The organism is Mastigocladopsis repens PCC 10914, from assembly GCF_000315565.1.
Lineage (GTDB): Bacteria > Cyanobacteriota > Cyanobacteriia > Cyanobacteriales > Nostocaceae > Mastigocladopsis > Mastigocladopsis repens.
The window spans coordinates 2,755,148-2,772,043 of record NZ_JH992901.1; the positions used below are offsets into that span (position 1 = coordinate 2,755,148).

Below are 16,896 nucleotides of genomic sequence, written 5' to 3' on the forward strand. Positions count from 1 at the left end.
GACAGTCTAAGCTTCCAGCCTGTAAGCGACTATCTGACAGTTTTAGTTTTTTTAAGTCATCTATAGATTTTTTAATAAAACTTTACAAATAACTCGTGTCACAATAAGGACAGAGTAATAAATACTCAATTGCTAAGGAGAATAGTTATGGTAGCGCTCACCGAAAAAACCAAAAAAAAGCTAACCATGCAGACTGTCGAGATTGCCTCCCAAACGACAGCAATCCGTTCTTTGGATTGGGATCGCGATCGCTTCGACATTGAGTTCGGTCTGCAAAATGGTACTACCTACAACTCGTTCCTCATACGTGGTGAGCAAATAGCATTGGTCGATACTTCGCATGAAAAGTTTCGCCAATTGTTCTTAGATACTCTGAATGGTCTGATTAATCCAGCAGATATTGATTATTTAATTATCAGCCACACTGAGCCAGACCACAGCGGTTTAGTGAAAGATGTTCTGCAACTTGCGCCGGATGTCACCGTTGTTGGTTCTAAAGTCGCCATCCAGTTTCTGGAGAATTTGGTGCATCGTCCCTTTAAGCGGCAAATTGTGAAAAATGGCGATCGCCTCGATTTGGGTAACGGACACGAACTAGAATTTGTCATTGCACCCAATTTACACTGGCCCGACACCATCTTCAGCTTCGACCACAAAACCCAAACTCTCTTCACCTGCGATGCTTTTGGGATGCACTATTGCTCAGATAGCACCTTTGACGAAGACTTAAAAACGATTGAAGCAGATTTTGAATATTACTACGAATGTCTGATGGCTCCCAATGCCCGTTCAGTTCTGTCTGCCCTCAAGCGGATGGGTGAACTAGAAAAAATCAGCATGATTGCCACAGGTCATGGACCCTTATTATACCACAATGTTGAGGAATTGACCGGACGCTATCGCAATTGGAGCAAAACACAGGCAAAGGCAGAAACAAGTGTAGGAGTATTTTACGTTTCAGATTACGGTTATAGCGATCGCCTGACTCAAGCAATTGCCAGCGGTATTACCAAAACTGGCGTCGGTGTAGAAATGGTAGACTTGCGAGGCGGAGTAGATTTACAAGAGTTGCGAGAACTTGTCGGTCGCACTGCTGGGATTGTCGTCGGAATACCTCCAGCTTCTGGTGCTGCTCATATCCAAGCTGCCATTAGTACCATTTTAGGCTCAGTTCATGAAAAGCAAGCAGTAGGCGTCTTTGAATCAGGCGGTGGAGATGACGAACCAATTGACCCGTTGCTGAGTCAATTCCGAAATTTGGGTTTGATACCAGCCTTCCCAGGAATTCGGATAAAAGAAACGCCCACAGAGATCACCTACAAGCAGTGTGAAGAAGCGGGGACAGACTTAGGACAGTGGGTAACACGCGATCGCAGCATCAAGCAGATGAAATCCTTAGGTGCTGACCTCGACAAAGCATTAGGGAGAATCACTGGCGGATTGTACATCATTACCGCCAAAAAAGGTGATGTATCCAGCGCCATGCTAGCCTCTTGGGTCAGTCAAGCCAGCTTCAAACCCTTGGGAATATCAATCGCCGTTGCTAAAGATAGGGCAATTGAATCACTCATGCAAGTAGGCGATAAATTTGTCCTCAACGCCCTTGAAGAAGGTAATTATCAGCAACTTATGAAACACTTCCTCAAACGCTTCGCCCCTGGTGCTGACCGCTTTGAAGGAGTCAGAACCCAGCCAGCCGAAAACGGTGCGCCCATCCTTGCTGATGCCTTAGCATATATGGAGTGCGAAGTGATCAGTCGCATGGATGGTGGCGACCATTGGATTGTTTACAGCACCGTTTACGCAGGACGGGTTTCCAAACCCGATGCGTTGACTGCAGTCCACCATCGCAAAGTCGGAAATCATTACTAGAGATAAAAAACCACAGATGTAGGCGTAAGCCGTGCCGTAGGCTACACAGATGCACACAGATAAATTATCTGTGTTTGTCTGCGTTTATCTGCGTGCATCTGCGGTTCCTTCTTCTTTCTTCCAAAAGCTATGACATCTACAAAACCTCGTGACGTTCAAGTTCTCCCCATCGCTACAGACACAACTGTGCTTCGTTCCCGCAGTTGGACACGCCTCAGATTTGAAATAGAATACGCTCTTGCAAAAGGGACAACGGCTAATTCTTATCTCATCAAAGGAGATAAAATCGCCCTCATTGACCCTCCAGGAGAAACATTTACGCAAATATACCTGCAAGCTTTGCAGCAACGATTTGATGTCAAAAATATTGATTACGTCATTCTCGGTCACATTAATCCCAACCGTGCCGCAAGTTTAAAAGCTTTACTGGAACTCGCACCACAAATCACCTTTGTTTGTTCTAACCCAGGGGCAAAAAATTTGCGTAGCGCACTGGAAAAGCCTGATTTGCCAGTCATTGTGATGCGGGGAGAAGAAACTCTGGATTTGGGTAAAGGACATGATCTACAGTTTATCCCCACCCCCAATCCTCGATATCCAGACCTACTTTGCACCTACGACCCACAGACGGAAATTCTCTATACAGATAAGCTTTTTGCGGCGCATATCTGTGGCGACCAAGTTTTTGATGAAGGCTGGGAAATCTTTAGCGAAGATAGGCGCTATTATTTTGATTGTCTCATGGCTCCTCATGCCCGTCAAGTTGAAACAGCATTGGATAAACTTGGCGACCTACCCGTGAGGATGTATGCGACTGGTCACGGTCCTCTGGTGCGCTATAGCTTAATTGACTTGACGAAATCTTACCGCCAGTGGAGTCAGCAGCAAACATCGCAGGATACATCTGTCGCCTTGATTTATGCTTCGGCGTATGGAAACACAGCGACTCTTGCCCAGGCGATCGCACGTGGCATGACAAAAGCAGGCGTTGCTGTAGAATCAATCAACTGCGAATTTGCTGACCCAGAAGAAATCCGTGCGGCGGTCGAAAAATCATCTGGCTTTATTATCGGTTCTCCTACCCTTGGCGGTCATGCACCGACTCCCATCCAAATAGCTTTGGGTATTGTTCTTTCTACTGCTACGAACAATAAACTTGCTGGTGTCTTTGGTTCCTTCGGTTGGAGTGGGGAAGCAGTCGATATTATTGAGGGTAAACTGAAAGACGCTGGCTATCGCTTTGGTTTTGAAACCATCAGGGTGAAGTTTAAACCCGATGATGCTACCCTGCAAATGTGTGAAGAAGCGGGAACCGACTTTGCCCAAGCGCTGAAGAAAGCCAAAAAAGTGCGTACTCCTAGCCAACCCGCTACAACTACTGAACAAGCAGTCGGGCGCGTTGTTGGTTCACTGTCTATTCTGACAGCAAAGCAAGGCGATATATCCAGTGCAATGTTAGCTTCTTGGGTCTCTCAGGCAAGCTTTAATCCCCCGGCTTTAACAATTGCTGTGGCTAAAGACCGCGCTGTGGAACTACTGACGCACTCAGGGAACAAATTCGTTCTCAACATTCTTAAAGAAGGAAATCACATAGGGTTGATGAAGCATTTTCTCAAACCCTTTGGTCCCGGAGAAGACAGATTTGAGGGTGTATCCGCAGAAGAAGCCGAAAACGGCTCCCCCATTCTTACTGGTGCCCTAGCTTACCTAGAATGTTCCGTAAAAAACCGCATGGAAGTAGGCGATCACTGGCTTGTTTATGCCACCGTAGATCAAGGTAAAGTTCTCGATAACGATGGTGTCACTGCTGTGCATCAACGTAAATCAGGGAATCATTATTAAGGCGAGTGGAAGATTCAAAGGGGTGATAGTTTTGTGCGATCGCCCTTTTTGAATTGCTAATAGATAAAGATATGATTCCAGATAAATGTTATGAATTTAAGTAGATTTTTGATAGCCCCATAAAACTAGAGCGATCGCCCCTAAGTAAGTGTTTCGTGCAGGTAATCTCCTGTCTATAGGTTACGATGAGAATACTATCACTGGAGTGAGTCGGGATGGTCACAACACCAACAACCAGCCTCACCTTTGAGGAATATTTGACCTATGATGATGGCACTGGTTTTCATTACGAATTGGTGGATGGCAGGCTAGAACTAATGAATCCACCTACAATTCAACATTTTTTAATTGCTGATTTTTTAGATAGTGTTCTCAAGGAAGAAATCAAGCGACTGGGTTTACCTTGGCTATGCTTTCGAGAAACTGGAGTCAGAACAGGTAGAAATAAATCCAGATTGACTGACTTGTGTGTGGTGACACAAGAACAAGCAAGAACACTAATGAATTTGTCAGCAGTCTTTGAGTCACCACCGCTATTAATTGTAGAAGTTGTCAGTCCAGAGTCGGTAAAGCGAGATTACCGCTACAAACGTTCTGAGTATGCGGCATTGGAAGTCCCAGAGTATTGGATTGTAGACCCCCTAGAAGCAACAATATCAGTCTTGTTGTTGGAAGAGGGGTTATACGAACAAACTGTTTTGAGTGCAAACCAACAGATTAGATCGCGGACATTTCCAGAGTTAGTGCTTGCTCCTGAGCAGGTGTTTAGTGCAGGTAATTTGGAAAAATAAATACACAAGATGTGCGAAGTACAGCATTTCATTAATTCGTAACGTTTTTAAACGCAGAGGCACGCGAAGTAAGCGCGAAGGTACGCAGAGTCTTAGTTTGAGTTTTCGCTATGAACTTATGCAATTATGTACTAAGTTCAGATCACTGTCACCGTAACATCAACATTGCCGTGGATAGCCTTAGAGTAGGGGCAGAGTTCATGTGCTTTAGCAACAACCTGTTCAGCCTGCTCACGGTTAGACCCTGGAATTTCTACTGAAAGCTGGGCACTGAGCCTGTAGCCTCCATCTACAGGGTCTCTGCCAATGGTAACAGCACACGTCACCGTGGAATTAGACACGTTGAGGCGCATCGACCTCGCACATAGAACCATAGACCCGTGAAAGCAAGCGGCGTAGCCAGCAGCAAAAAGTTGCTCTGGATTTGTCCCCAATTCACCAGAACCGCCGAGTTCTTTAGGCATTGCAAGATTTAGGTCAAGAACTCCGTCGGAACTACGTGCATGACCAGATATCCGTGCGTGTCCAAGTTCTCCCCCAGTTACACTTACAGTCGCTGTGTATAGCGGCTTCATCACAGAACCCGTATAAGGTTCTGCAATCTGCTCTACCATTTGTTCCACTGAGGGCTGCTTTTCTACCACAGCTTTTCTCCTTGGGCTTGAGTTAAAACCATTTTAGTTATGCGTTTCTTGCTGGGCTTGCAGCCAAATAAGTAAATCTGTTGTACTAGAAAAACTCAATAACACTCTACACAAATCATCTAACTCAGCAATAGAGAGTTGTTGAAGCTGGGCTTGCAAATCAGGAGTCATCGTTCCAATACGATTGTTAAGAAGTAACACAACAGTGTCTAACTTTCCCTGCTGTAAACCCTGCTGCAAACCCTGCTGCAAACCCTGCTGCAAACCCTCTTGTAAAATTTCTTGATACAGTGGCGATTCGCGCATAAGATCCTCCCGTAGAAATTGCCGAATCAAATTCCTATCAAACTTTATTCTGGCTAATATCTCAACACAAGCAGAGATATTCTGTTGCTGTTCTTGTCCCTCAATTCTATCAATCCTGTTTGCAACTTGCTCTAGCAGCACTTGGGGAGCTTCTGTTCGAGCTAATACAGCCAAGGGTAACAATGCTGGACTTTCTAGTAATGGACTGGGGTCTTGCTCCCATACTCGTACTACTCTATAGGGGTGAACAGTTCTACCTACGGTAAATTGCTCGACATAAACCGTTGGTGAGCTTGTTTCCTTCAAAAAAATGACAACTTGCTCAATGGGACGCTCATATTTTCGGTAGAGTCTCACCCAATAATCCAGCATACGCAAGGGTAAGGGCGGACTGGAAGAAGGTACAGTCTGAAACTCTAAATGGAGAATTTGCCCTCGTTCTGGTAACAAGTAAAGGGCATCGGAACGAATAGGTTCAAGGCTCAGTTCTGTGGGTAAAGGCTGAATTTCAATAGCCTCAACATTGAGTAACCAACAGGCAAAGGAAACAGGATATGCTTGGGCTAAGTAACGGCAAATGTTGTCGTAAGCCAATGGAATTGCATCATTGAGGTGCTACGTCAGTATCTCACAAATCTACTCTCTTCTCTAGATACTGACCAATCATCAACTGTTCGCCAGCGCGGGAGATAATTGTCTGGCGCGTCCGGTATTTGCTGCCAATCAGCTTTAACTCTTCCTCAAATACTGAATTGTTGTATTCTGTTCGCAAACATAGTGTTTTGGGGTTGGGGAAGTGATATTGGGCGGTGATAGGCTTGGTTGTGGCAAAACCGCGATCGCGATACAACGTGTTTCCCAAACCACCAAACAACGTTGAACCCTTGGACTCTTTCCTTCCTGTCACAGAATTCTCACTTTCCCAAGTCACTTCAGCACCACAGGTCAAACTGACTGTATCAGGTAGACCGTGCATCTGACCCAGTTTTTGCAATTCATCGCATCCCTTTGTCAAAAACCGGATGGTGATGATACTTACCATTTCCTTAGTTTCTCCATCTGGTAGCGTATAGTAGCGCCGTTCCGAGCGCCACATACCAACTGATTCTTGAAAAAACTCAGCTAGTAGAGATTCCTCAGCAGTTTGTGTCAGTTTGATCTGTGATGTCACTGGTATCCTTCCTTACGCAAAGTAAATTTATATATAATCGGCTTTGAGCTTGACTACACTATCTATGTCTGATATACCAGATTTTTTACTTTTCTTAATATTATTGTCATATGACAAGTATTGCTGATATTTTTGCTACGATTGGAGAAATGAGCATTTTTATTTCTTTCGCAACCCTCTTTAGTAAGAAACTGAAACGGAAAAATTTGTTTTTTCCAAATTAAATCTTGCACTTGTGGGAACCTAAAGACTGGAACTCTTGTCTATATAGACAAAGCTAAATCTGCACGATTTCGCATAATTCCTTGTCCTGTGGACTACCTTTTGGTAAGCCTCCTTCTTGGTATCTGCGTTTGTCAAGTCTCTAAAAAGGTGGAAAAGCTAATCCTTGGACAGAGTCAAGAAAAATTTAAGAATAGTTATAATAACTTCAAAAATGCTCGTATTAGTTCCATAGAAATTGCTGTGTCTAGCAAAACTGTAGGAGGTTTGGGGTAACTCTTCCTCTTATTTATGTAGTTGATTTTACTTAGGGCATGAAATTTTAGAGAATGAAATTACTGAGTTGACCCAAAACTGCCTTAATAGGAGCGTGCATAGATGATTTTGGATGGAAATCAGCAGCTTAAAGTAGCACATAGCGAAAGGCAGAAAAACAGAGACTGTTTTTTGAGACAGCTAACAATGACCTCCAATAAAATGCAAGTTAAGAGAAAAAAGATTTTTATTGCTTCTGTATTAGGTGTGGGACTACTGACAGTAGGTTGCGGTTCACTTCCGAAGGAATTAGCTGAAGCTCAATCACAGCGCTCAGGCGGGAACCAAGCGGGGGGCGGCGCAGTGCCTGTGGATGCATCAATTGCCCGTACAGGTGTGTTGCGAAAGGAATTAGAATATACAGCGAGTACCACACCATTTCGCACAGTGTCACTGCGATCGCAAGTGGAAGGGAGGCTTTTGGCATTGAATGTGGATGTGGGGGATGCTCTCAAGCAAGGGCAAATTATTGCACAGATAGATGATGCCCTGCTTAGAACTGCCCAAAATCAAGCAGAAGCAGAACTAGCAGCTCTGAAGTCAGAAGTAGCACGGACAAGAGCGCAAATCAGTAATGCCCGTGCTGAGGTAGAAAGAAATCGAGCGCAACTGGTGCAAGCACAAGCAGACTCGCAAAGGCAGCAGAAACTTTTGAAAGAGGGGGCGATCGCACAACAAACAGCCGAACAAGCACGCACCGAGAGCCTGACTGCTGCCCAAGTCCTGCGTGCTGCACAAGAGCAAGTCCGCACAGAACAGCAAGCCCTTGCTGCTGCCGAAGGTCGAGTCGTTGCTCAACAAGCCGTGGTTGCAGAAGCCAAAGAGCGCCGTTCCTATGCAAGACTAACATCCCCGATTACTGGGGCAGTTTTAGAAAAAGTAACAGAACCAGGAAATCTCCTCCAAGCAGGGAATGAAGTCTTGAGAATAGGAGACTTCAGCCGTGTTAAAGTCGTAGTTCAAGTTTCGGAATTAGAACTGAGCAAAGTTCGCCTAGGACAATCTGTCAAAGTGCGGTTAGATGCGTTCCCCAACCAAACATACACTGGACAAGTCACGCGCATTTCCCCAGCCGCCGACACAACAGCTCGCTTGATACCAGTTGAAGTTGTTATTCCCAACAGTGGTGGGAAAATTGGCAGTGGTTTGTTGGCACGAGTCAATTTTGAAACTCAGACACAAGCACGAGTCGTCGTACCAGAGACAGCCATTGAGGTGGGAGCAGGAAACAATGAGACAAGCAGACAAGCAGACAAGGGGGCAAAGGGACAAGAGCAAAACCGTCAGGGAACGGTATTTGTAGTAACGCAAGCAGGCGACAAAGTAACAGTGACAGCCAGACCAGTCACCCTTGGACAAAAAGCTGATAGCAAAGTAGAAATTTTATCCGGCTTGCAACCGGGAGAAAGATTTGTGACTCGCAGTGGCAAACCGTTGAAAGACGGCATTGCCGTAAAGCTTTCAATACTTTCAGAAAAGCAATAGTAGAGTAGGCATTCCTCACCATCCTAGGGACATAGTTAGCACTCAGCACTTACGTATTATGCAGCAGGTAAAACAAGGTAGCGGATTTAGTATTAGCACTATTTCGATACGTCAGCATATCGGCACACTCATGCTCACTCTGGCAGTTATTGTTGTTGGGGTATTTTTTCTGACAACTATCCAAGTGGATTTGCTACCGTCGATTACCTATCCGCGAATTGGTGTTCGGCTTGAAGCATCTGGTGTATCACCAGAAGTTGCAGTCGATGAAATCACTAGACCCTTAGAAGAAGTTTTATCAGCCACTGAGAATGTTGAGCAAGTTTTTTCTCGAACTCGTGAGGGACAGGTTAGCCTGGATTTATTTTTCCAACCAGGAGGCGATATTGACCAAGCCCTAAACGATGCAACTGCTGCATTTAATAGAGGCAGAGGACAACTACCAGACACTATCGAAGAGCCGCGCATATTTAAATTCGACCCTTCCCAACAACCAATCTACGAATTGGCGCTGACATCTCCCTCACTGCAAGGTAAAGATTTACGAGTATTTGCAGATGAAGAACTATCTCGTGAACTCAGTGTTGTGCCAGGAGTTGCTTCAGTTGATGTATCTGGCGCTGCTGAGGAAGAAGTGCGGGTGCTTGTTGACTTAAACCGTCTGCAAGCCTTGGGTGTTGGGATAACCGATGTACTTAATGAATTAACAGCCCGTAACCAGGATATATCTGGTGGTCGGATTTTGGGGCAAGAGTCTGAACCATTAACCCGCACTGTGGGACGGTTCCAAAATGCAGAAGAAATCCGTAACATCTCCTTTCAAGTCTCTTCTTCATCTTCCACTACTTCCACTACTTCTACTACTTCCTCCACTGCCACTACTTCCTCCACTTCCACTTCCCCACCCCGTCGCGTCTATCTGCGAGACTTTGCTGAGGTGATTGACGGTACAGAAGAACAGCGAGTGTTCGTTTATTTGAACCGTCAGCCAGCGGTGAAAGTGTCAATTCAAAAACAACCCGATGCCAATACAATCACAGTTGTAGATAGCGTCAAGCAGCGGCTGGAAGAATTGCGACAGTCCGGCTTAATTCCACCGGATATGATTTTCACCGCCACCACAGATGAATCTCGCTTCATTCGCAATTCGTTGAATGATGTGATTTTCTCAGCAATTTCTGGGGCATTGTTGGCAGCAGCAGCGGTGCTGTTATTTTTGGGGTCAATACGGCAAACATTTATTATTAGTTTGGCAATTCCATTGTGTACTTTAGCAGCGATCGCTCTGATGAAGTTGTTCGGCTTGACTTTGAATGTCTTTAGTCTGGCAGGTCTAACATTGGGAATTGGTCAAGCTATTGATACATCGGTGGTCATTTTGGAGAACATCGCCGAAAAAACAGGCATGATTTCCAATCAGAAGGAGCGCACAAGAAAGCCCAATCCAAAATTCTTTATTGAGACGGCTATTACTTCTTCCCAAGAAGTAGAATCTGCTTTAATTGCCGCTACCGCTGCCAACTTGGTTTCTGTTGTGCCATTCTTGTTAATTGGCGGCTTTATCTCTCTGCTATTTAATGAACTTATTCTCAGTATTAGCTTTGCAGTTGCCGCTTCTCTTGTCGTCGCCGTCACAGTCGTGCCGATGCTGTGTTCTCGACTGCTGGCAATTCCCTGGTCGAGTCGGATAAGAGAGTTTTGGCTGTTGCGGCAGTTTAATCGCCGCTTTGAAGATGCCACAAACCTATATAGTAGGTTTTTAACTAAAGTTTTACGTTATCGGTTACTTGTCATCGCAGCAGTTTTGGTGATTTTGGGTGGTAGCAGCTTGTTCATGGCTGGTCAAATTCCCCAAGAAATTTTGCCGCGTATCAATACCGGACAAGCCAACTTAAGAGCGCAGTTTCCTCCAGGCACACCTCTGGAAACTTCTCAGAAAGTGATGCAGGTTGTGGATGATATTTTACAGAAGCAGCCAGAAACTGATTTTGTTTTCACAACTGTAGGGGGTTTTCTGTTTGGTAGCACGACCTCTGAAAATCCTCTACGCGCCAACAGTACGATCACTCTCAAACCAGGCAAAGATGTCGAGGAATTCGTCCAACGAGTTAATAAAGAACTTAACCAACTCAATCTAGCAGGAATTTTGCTGCGCCTCAGTCCCGGTCAGGTACGCGGTTTAATCTTGAGTAATACCCCAGCTCAAGGTTCAGAAGTTGATGTCATCCTGCAAGGTCAGGAGGAACAAAAGTTACAACAGGCAGGTAGGCAAGTGCTGCAAGCTTTAGAGGAAAAGGCTACACTAGCTAGATTCCGACCAGATGCCGACCCCCGCCAACCAGAAGTGCAAATTCGCCCTGACTGGGAAAGAGTTGCAGCATTGGGGCTGACAGCAGAGGAAATTGGTGAAACAATTCAAACTGCTATTGAAGGTTCAGTTCCCACGGAAATTCAACGCGGGAACCGCTTAGTTGATGTGCGAGTAGAGTTGAATCAAGAAGCAATTGAGCGTCCTTCCCAGTTAGAAGGGTTGCCACTATTTACGCAAAATAACCAACAAGTCCGCCTTTTGGACGTTGCTCGCATTGAACAAGGTCAAGCACCTGGCGAGATTCAGCGAATTAATCAGCGTCAAGTTTTTATTATTGCAGGCAACCTGAGCGAGGGTGCTAGTCTTGGTGATGCTTTAGCAGAAGTGAATGAGGTCGTTAAGAGCATTCAGTTACCGGATGGCGTTACCATTGTGCCAAGTTCTGCTCAAGAAACTAATCAGCAGCTACAAAACTCTTTGAAAACTTTGGGAGCATTAGCAGTATTCTTAATTTTCGTCGTCATGGCTGTGCAATATAACTCGCTGATTGACCCTTTGGTCATCTTGTTTACCGTACCACTAGCGTTAGCAGGGGGGATTTTCGGGCTTTACATCACCAAAACAGCAATTGGCGCAACGGTGATAGTTGGTGTGGTGCTGCTAGTCGGTATTGTGGTGAATGCGGGTATTTTGATGGTAGAACTAGCTAACCAAATTCGGGAAGAGGAAGGTTGTACCCGTCAAGTTGCCATCCTCAAAGCTGCTCCTCAGCGCTTGCGTCCGATTATGATGACCACAGTCACTACCATCTTGGGGTTGTTCCCCTTGGCTTTGGGTATTGGCGAAGGTTCAGAGTTTTTGCAGCCTCTGGGGATTGTCGTATTTTTTGGGATGGCGATCGCTACAACGCTAACGCTGTTTATCATTCCCTGTTTTTACACTCTCCTACACGATTTGCTGGATTTGAAATGGGCAAAGCCTGTGTTAGATAAGGTAAGTAAGTTTAGGAAATGGTGAATAAGGGGTTGCCTATAATAATGATCACTTTTTAAACTTGATGACTAATAACTTCAAGGGCTGGCAAAGTGCCATTCAATTAAACCCCATCATCTGCACAGGTGTAATCATCGGTGTCATATCCAAAGTGCTGGCACTGTTATGATGTTGTGTGCTTGGAGTTGGGAACAGAGTACAAGCAACTAAGCTCACCAGCGACATGAGGATAAAGCTTCCTGTCAAAGTAATAACGGCATTGTTGTTAGCCCGATTAGCTTTACCCTCTTGGTAGGATTCTGCTAGAGGCTCTTTGAGTCCGTCATTAATAATGGGCAGATCAACATCTGAAACGGTAGCTTGATGAGTGGTGGATGTCATTAAAATTCGGTTCGCATAAGATAATTTACCCACTGACAACCTATGTAGAGACGCGCCATGACGAGCCAGCGCGAATGACGGCTTTCCCTCTGTAGGCGACTGGCGTCGCGTCTCTACACATCTGCAATTCCCACCAACAACCCTTAACCGAACAGTATTTAATGTCATTGTTGCTACTCAATTTATCAAAAAACGCCGTAATACCCCTTCCTCAACGCAGTAGGGAGGGGATATAAGGCGGACAATGACGAAAGCATCCGACGCATTGTCGAAAGTCTGCCGGGGGGAGTATCCCCCCGGCGAGCTTTCCCCTAAAAATCAGCCAGCCTTTGTTTTGTGGATCTGTGTTCCAAGACGGGTATTATTAAACTAAGCCGCTCCGTCACCAGAGCGACTCGTCTTCAAAACCGGACGTGAAACTTTCGCTTCATCCCGCTCCTCAGTAATTTGGTGCTTGTCTAAGTGCATACCTCCAACCAAGTCATCCTTAGCTGTCTTAGCATCGTGGCAGTGTCTATGTAATAACTGGAGATTTTTATGTTCATCTTTTCCCCCTTTCTTTAGGGGGATTTTGTGGTCAATTTCCAGTACATCTTCCTCACGGAAGTACAATCCGCAGTGGGCGCATTTTCCTTTTTGTTGCTTTAGAAGTGTTGCCACTCTTTTTGGCATTTCGGGATGTGTGCCCATTCTTGAACTCCAATAAACTAGGTTGCCATCGTATGGACTGGCATCGCCTTTAACTTTTACGTGCCGAATTATAGGCGTTTCCGTATGTTTCATTAAACGCATTGGATTTTTACCTTCATTCGGTTTAGCGAATACCCAGTTATCACCGCCAATGGTTCGCCAATATTTCTTGGCTATCCATTCTCCTGATTTATTTGGGTGACGGTATTCTGCCCAGGCTTTTAGCTTAAGATACATGAGATGCTCCAGCTTAGAGTAAGACTCTTTACTTATTACTGTCGAATAGTAGTTAGACCATCCTCGGATTACTGGGTTGAGTCGGCTTATTAACGCTACTTGTGGCGCTTGACCGTGGTCGTCAATGATACTAGTTATTCGTTCGTAATGTATCTTCTGCTTTTCTTTGCTTGGGGTGATGATTGTTTTGAAACCTTGTTTTGAGTGATATTTACCCACTTTAAACTGCCTAATGTTGAAACCAAGAAAGTTAAATCCCGGTTCTTCATTCTCATACTTATTTAAGGTATGAGTTAGGCGTGTTTTTGATGGCTTCAATTCCAAACCCATGCCTTTTAACCACTCAGATATAATAATCTGACATCTTTGGACAACAGTTATGTCTTCGTGTAAGATGACGAAGTCATCGGCGTATCGGGTTAATGATAATTTTGAGCGATTACCCTTTTTACTACCAGGTAATGTTTCTGCAAATAACTTAATCCGTTCTTCCATCCCGTGAAGGGCAATATTCGCTAAAAGCGGCGATAATAGAGTAGGGACGGAGCGCACCTTCAAACCTCACGACTTGCGTGTTTCTCTATCCCTCTCTCCAAACGAAGCGTGACAGTTTCCCGTCACTTCGCTTTCCATCATTGCAACCGACTGTGGTCACCAAATGAGGACGTTTGAGCATGGCAGCGTCTACAGATCTGTTGGTGTTACCAATAACTTTGGTTTATCATGACCGCTGACGTAGCGTCGGACGTGGAAACCAAGAAAATCAAATCCATTGTTAACGTGGGTTACTCGTGTTTTCTCCATGTTGAGTTCCAGTTTTAATTCTTCTAGTAGGAAGGTCTGAAACTCTTCACGTAAACGCAATGCTTCCGCTTTACCGCCATTGCTTAACAACAGCCAATCATCGGCATAGCGGATTAATGCACAGTTTCCCAATCGTTGTGTCCGTCGTTTCTCTTTTTGTTTGCGGTCTAGGCTGCCATATTTATTCCACCAATACATATCCAATTGGTGTAAATATATGTTTGCCAATAATGGTGAGCAGATTGCTCCTTGTGGCGTACCAATATCTGTACGTTGAAACAATGCTCCTTGCATTATTCCCGCTTTTAAGAAACGTTCAATTAGCTTAAGGAGACGTTGGTCTGCGACTCTTTTCGCCACAAGTTTTAGTAAAATCTCGTGGTGAATATTGTCAAACAAACCCATTAGTTAATGCCCATCTCAAGAACCCATTAGAAGACTTAACCCAAATAGAAGTCACTGACGTGATGCACCCGTTGTTTGGGCGGCGGTTTGCTGTGGTGTCTTTATCAAATCCACCAAACGGTGCTGGTCATGTAGTTGTGGCTTATCGGGGTTATATGCGATTACGCATTCCTGTATCAGCAACGCAATTAGTCCCTCCTCAACGATATTTAAGTACTAAGCTCACATTAGAAAGTGTGACTGAGTTGGTCACGCTGGCTAAGCAATGTGAGGTTTTATGTCAATCCAACCGCGTGCAATCTGGAGCCGACTCACTCCGGAGCTCCAACAAGCGATCGTTGACGAACTCCAAACCGTCTTCGAGGAGGTAATTTATGACCACATCCGAATTAGTAACACGTCACCACCTGACCCGCAAAGCGATAATTTACATTCGTCAATCTACGCCGCACCAATTACTCAGCAACCAGGAGAGTCTCCGTCTGCAATATGCCCTACGTCAACGAGCGATTGAACTGGGCTGGTCAGACGATAATATTGAAGTAATTGATAGTGATTTAGGAATAACTGCTGCCACTGCACAACAGCGACCAGGCTTTAAGGAACTATTAGCCCAAGTGACGTTAGGACTGGTAGGGATTATCCTTTCTTATGATGTTACCCGCCTGTCGCGCAATTGCTCAGACTGGTATCCCTTGCTGGATCTGTGTGGTTACAAAAGCTGTTTGATTGCTGACCGGGATGGTGTTTATGACCCTGGTAGCGCCAACGGTCGATTGTTGCTTGGACTCAAAGGACAAATCTCAGAGGTAGAGTTGCATACGATTCGCTCTCGCTTAAATGCGGGGATTCTCAGCAAGGCTCAGCGTGGTGAACTGGCACTGACTTTACCTGTGGGTCTAGTTCGTGATGAGCTGGGAGTGGTGCATAAAGACCCAAATCGTGAAGTGATTGACCGAATTAATTTGGTGTTTGAGATTTTTGGGCAGCGCAAGTCAGCTTCCAAAGTGTTGCAGATGTTCAACAGTGAAGGGCTGTTGCTTCCACGAAGGAATCGATTCGGCGATATTGTCTGGCGCAAGCCGAGTGTGGCGGCTATCTTGTCAATTTTGAAAAACCCTGCCTACGCTGGTGCGTTTGTATATGGACGTACACGTACTCTTAAAAGGGGCTTGGTTTCAAATCAGCCACAACAAAAGCATCTGCCAATGGCAGAATGGAAGATCCGAGTCAATGACATATATCCGGCTTACATCAGTTGGCAAACCTACGAGCGGAATCAGGCACAGCTTATGGACAACTATGCTGAGTATGACCGTAATAAAACCCGTGGTATCCCTCGCCCTGGTGCAGCATTATTGCATGGGCTAGTTTACTGTGGCGAATGTGGCCACAAAATGGTTGTGCAGTACAAAGGCGTAACCCGCTATATTTGTAACTACTTGCGGCAGCAGTATCGTGTACCTGTTTGTCAGTATATTCCTGCTGATGTAATTGATGAGTACGTAGTCAATGCCTTTTTAGAAGCTCTGTCGGCTGTAGAGCTAGATGCTTATCACAAAGCTGTCAAAACCCAACAGCAGTCTTTAGAGACAGTGGAACGAGCGCATTCTCAACAAATCGAACGTTTACAGTATCAAGTAGCACTAGCCGAAAGACAGTTTAATCGAGTTGACCCGGATAACCGATTGGTAGCTGCCGAACTAGAACAGCGTTGGGAAAATGCTTTACGTGAACTAAAGCTTGCCCAAGAAAACTATGCTCAACGTCAGCAGCCTCAAACAGTAACTCAGTTACCAAAAGAACTCAAAACTGCTTTTATTAACATTGGGCAAAGGCTCCCCGAACTTTGGCACACTGGCACCTTAACCCAAGTGCAAAAAAAATCTCTGCTACGCTGTCTCATCGATAAAGTTGTCATTCATCGTCTTGTCCGCGACACAGTTCGCACTCGGATTATTTGGAAAGGAGGTGACACTACTACTGTTGACCTACCAATTCCAGTAGGTTCGTTGGCTGAACTTACTAATGCGGACGAATTGGAAACTCAGGTTGTTGCTCAAAGCCTTCAAGGTATTGATGACCAAGTTATTGCTCAACAACTGACGGCACAAGGTCATCGGTCGCCGCTACGCACAACTCTTTTACCCAGTACGGTCAAAACTATCCGGCTTAAACATCGCATTTTTCAGAACCGTAGCCAGTCTCATCCCCGTCAAATTTCAGGTTATCTCACGGTTCCCCAAGTTGCCAAGTCTTTAGAACTTTCACCCCACTGGATCTACGATCGCATTCATAAGGGAACGATCGCCATCAGCAAGGACGAATCAACAGGGCTTTATCTTTTCCCTGATGTGCCCGATACGCTAGAGCAATTCCAAAAACTTAAAGCTGGACTCGTCTACAACTTGCGTTTTTGATAGGAGT

Annotated in this window: 13 protein-coding genes; 6 read left to right on the plus strand and 7 right to left on the minus strand. The window is 45.1% G+C overall.

The features are described from left to right. Window positions 1-147: 147 nt before the first annotated feature. The 3 genes from MAS10914_RS0114440 (at window position 148) to MAS10914_RS0114450 (ending at window position 4,505) form a co-directional block, all read left to right on the plus strand. Complete coding sequence (locus tag MAS10914_RS0114440) at window positions 148-1,872, plus strand: diflavin flavoprotein (protein ID WP_017316651.1); 1,725 nt, start codon at window positions 148-150, stop codon at window positions 1,870-1,872. A gap of 129 nt (window positions 1,873-2,001) precedes the next feature. Further along, window positions 2,002-3,714, plus strand: coding sequence for a diflavin flavoprotein (locus tag MAS10914_RS0114445; RefSeq protein ID WP_017316652.1), 1,713 nt, complete (start codon window positions 2,002-2,004; stop codon window positions 3,712-3,714). 215 nt (window positions 3,715-3,929) lie between these two features. Next, complete coding sequence (locus MAS10914_RS0114450) at window positions 3,930-4,505, plus strand: Uma2 family endonuclease (protein ID WP_017316653.1); 576 nt, start codon at window positions 3,930-3,932, stop codon at window positions 4,503-4,505. Between the two features lie 137 nt (window positions 4,506-4,642). Here the strand turns inward: MAS10914_RS0114450 and MAS10914_RS0114455 are convergent, their stop codons facing one another. Genes MAS10914_RS0114455 through MAS10914_RS0114465 form a run of 3 tightly spaced genes read right to left on the minus strand, consistent with a single transcriptional unit; the run spans window position 4,643 to window position 6,626 of the window. Further along, window positions 4,643-5,149, minus strand: coding sequence for an organic hydroperoxide resistance protein (locus MAS10914_RS0114455; RefSeq protein ID WP_017316654.1), 507 nt, complete (start codon window positions 5,147-5,149; stop codon window positions 4,643-4,645). A gap of 33 nt (window positions 5,150-5,182) precedes the next feature. Next, on the minus strand, window positions 5,183-6,049 hold the full coding sequence (locus MAS10914_RS0114460; RefSeq protein WP_017316655.1) for a DUF4351 domain-containing protein: 867 nt from the start codon (window positions 6,047-6,049) through the stop codon (window positions 5,183-5,185). A 34-nt stretch (window positions 6,050-6,083) separates the two neighbouring features. Further along, window positions 6,084-6,626, minus strand: coding sequence for a phycobiliprotein lyase (locus MAS10914_RS0114465; RefSeq protein WP_017316656.1), 543 nt, complete (start codon window positions 6,624-6,626; stop codon window positions 6,084-6,086). A gap of 684 nt (window positions 6,627-7,310) precedes the next feature. Here MAS10914_RS0114465 and MAS10914_RS0114470 point away from each other — a divergent pair. After that, on the plus strand, window positions 7,311-8,648 hold the full coding sequence (locus MAS10914_RS0114470) for an efflux RND transporter periplasmic adaptor subunit (protein ID WP_232224161.1): 1,338 nt from the start codon (window positions 7,311-7,313) through the stop codon (window positions 8,646-8,648). A gap of 58 nt (window positions 8,649-8,706) precedes the next feature. Continuing rightward, window positions 8,707-11,976: an efflux RND transporter permease subunit gene (locus tag MAS10914_RS0114475; RefSeq protein WP_017316658.1), complete on the plus strand. Its 3,270-nt coding sequence runs from the start codon at window positions 8,707-8,709 to the stop codon at window positions 11,974-11,976. Window positions 11,977-12,051: 75 nt separating this feature from the next. Here the strand turns inward: MAS10914_RS0114475 and MAS10914_RS34240 are convergent, their stop codons facing one another. From MAS10914_RS34240 to MAS10914_RS36185, 4 genes are all read right to left on the minus strand, one after another. Next, window positions 12,052-12,501, minus strand: coding sequence for a hypothetical protein (locus tag MAS10914_RS34240; protein ID WP_156818159.1), 450 nt, complete (start codon window positions 12,499-12,501; stop codon window positions 12,052-12,054). Between the two features lie 201 nt (window positions 12,502-12,702). After that, window positions 12,703-13,812 (minus strand): group II intron reverse transcriptase, encoded by a 1,110-nt coding sequence (locus MAS10914_RS0114485; RefSeq protein WP_232224162.1) that lies wholly within the window; start codon window positions 13,810-13,812, stop codon window positions 12,703-12,705. A 132-nt stretch (window positions 13,813-13,944) separates the two neighbouring features. Continuing rightward, the gene (locus MAS10914_RS30195; protein WP_017316661.1) at window positions 13,945-14,469 is read right to left on the minus strand and encodes a reverse transcriptase domain-containing protein; all 525 of its coding nucleotides are present in this window, start codon (window positions 14,467-14,469) and stop codon (window positions 13,945-13,947) included. A 51-nt stretch (window positions 14,470-14,520) separates the two neighbouring features. Continuing rightward, complete coding sequence (locus MAS10914_RS36185; RefSeq protein WP_269635038.1) at window positions 14,521-14,652, minus strand: hypothetical protein; 132 nt, start codon at window positions 14,650-14,652, stop codon at window positions 14,521-14,523. A gap of 191 nt (window positions 14,653-14,843) precedes the next feature. On the opposite strand from MAS10914_RS36185, the gene MAS10914_RS0114495 reads away from it, so the two are divergent. Next, on the plus strand, window positions 14,844-16,889 hold the full coding sequence (locus MAS10914_RS0114495) for a recombinase family protein (protein ID WP_017314043.1): 2,046 nt from the start codon (window positions 14,844-14,846) through the stop codon (window positions 16,887-16,889). Window positions 16,890-16,896: the final 7 nt, after the last annotated feature.